A 1472-nucleotide genomic window follows, 5' to 3' on the forward strand; every position below is an offset into this window, starting at 1 on the left:
GGGCTACTTTACCTTGCTTTGGCCTGTATCCTTTGGAGAAAACTGGTATAGCAAGGTGTATGCCGGACATTCTCTAACACTGGGAAGAGGATGTACAAAAAGCGTGGCGCGTGTCCATCAAGTCTTGTAACTTCATCATTTTCATAAGGATTCCATATGAAGCTCAGAGCATTGTGTTGTGGCGTCATGGCAGCGGTATTTCTGATCATGACTCTTTCCATTGGCGCACGTGCCGAACAGAAGGAAGCCGTAAAAAAATTAAACGGCGAATACGCACAAACATATAATGACATACTTGATCAACTCTGCGACATTATTGACAGCACATCATCAAATCCAGATTCACCGCCCGAGATGGAAGGTCTTGTCGGTGTGCTGGAAAGCTGCAAAACCGAAAATCCGGCCGAAACTTTCACGCGTATTGGCTATGCCGTGCAGGATATCAATGCGGACGGCGCACCGGAGCTTGTCATTGGGGAAATTGAGGAAAGAAAAGGCGTTGCATGCTTTGGGCACACTCTGTACGCCGTCTATACCCAGTCGAGGAGCAAAATATACTGTGTTGTGGAGGGATGGGCCAGAAACAGCTTTCAGCTGCTGAATGACGGCAGTTTTTTCAACCAGGGGTCCGCGGGCGCCATGTATTCCATTTTTGGAAGATATATTCTTCCTCCCCATAAAAATACTGCCACATGCAGTGATTTTTATTTTACCCATGAAAAGGACGAGACTCTTCAAATGGCTTATTACTATAACACTTCAGGGCAATTTGACAAATCTGTTTCGCAGCAGATTACCGAGGCGAAATACGATGCCGCCCGCAATTCGTATGTTGAACAGGTCAGAACCATACAACTCATTCCGCTTGCCGCCCATGCAGCGCCCGTCCGCATAAGCGCCCCCTCCGTTTCCGCGCAATAGGCCGAAGCACTGGACCAAAACACGCCCCATGATGAGTTTATCGCCGACAAAACGGAAGCTCAGGTCAAAATCGTGTTTTCATCTCCAGCCGGCGTGAAAAATTTCAAGGTGTTGAAATTGAGCATCACGGATGTGGATGATAACGGAAAGGCCACTTTCTCGACAGAAGAACTTTACGCCCTCCCCACTCTCACGCCGGAACGCCCTCTGGTGCTGGGGATGACATTTTTTGGAAGCACGCCGCATTACGGAATTTCCTTTCTTGATGAAAAGGGCGAGCATAAAAGATTCTTTATCGATCAGAGCGGCGAGGACGGTTCCGTCCTTCTGGTAGCCTTCTGACGCTGCCCCATGGGCGCGCCATGCCAAAAGGGCATACTCTCCTGTGCAATGAGCAAACCGTGAAAATTTTACCGGAGGCGTCCGCGCATGAAAAAATTTTTGGCTCTTGACTAGCTGAGATATCCTAAAAAGGTTATCCAGGTAGTCATGGCAATGAAAAACAAGTACGCATATCGTTCAAGAATTTCCGAGGCAAAAATTCGGCAACT

Annotated in this window: 2 protein-coding genes; both read left to right on the forward strand. The window is 48.0% G+C overall.

Annotated features, from left to right (window positions below; genetic code table 11):
* Positions 1–156: 156 nt before the first annotated feature.
* On the forward strand, positions 157–921 hold the full coding sequence (locus HF854_RS12305; protein ID WP_168936543.1) for a hypothetical protein: 765 nt from the start codon (positions 157–159) through the stop codon (positions 919–921).
* 72 nt (positions 922–993) lie between these two features.
* Entirely contained in the window at positions 994–1263 is a 270-nt protein-coding gene (locus tag HF854_RS12310) for a hypothetical protein (protein WP_168936544.1), read from the forward strand.
* Positions 1264–1472: the final 209 nt, after the last annotated feature.

Origin of the sequence: Desulfovibrio piger (genome assembly GCF_012843875.1) — a bacterium.
GTDB lineage: Bacteria > Desulfobacterota > Desulfovibrionia > Desulfovibrionales > Desulfovibrionaceae > Desulfovibrio.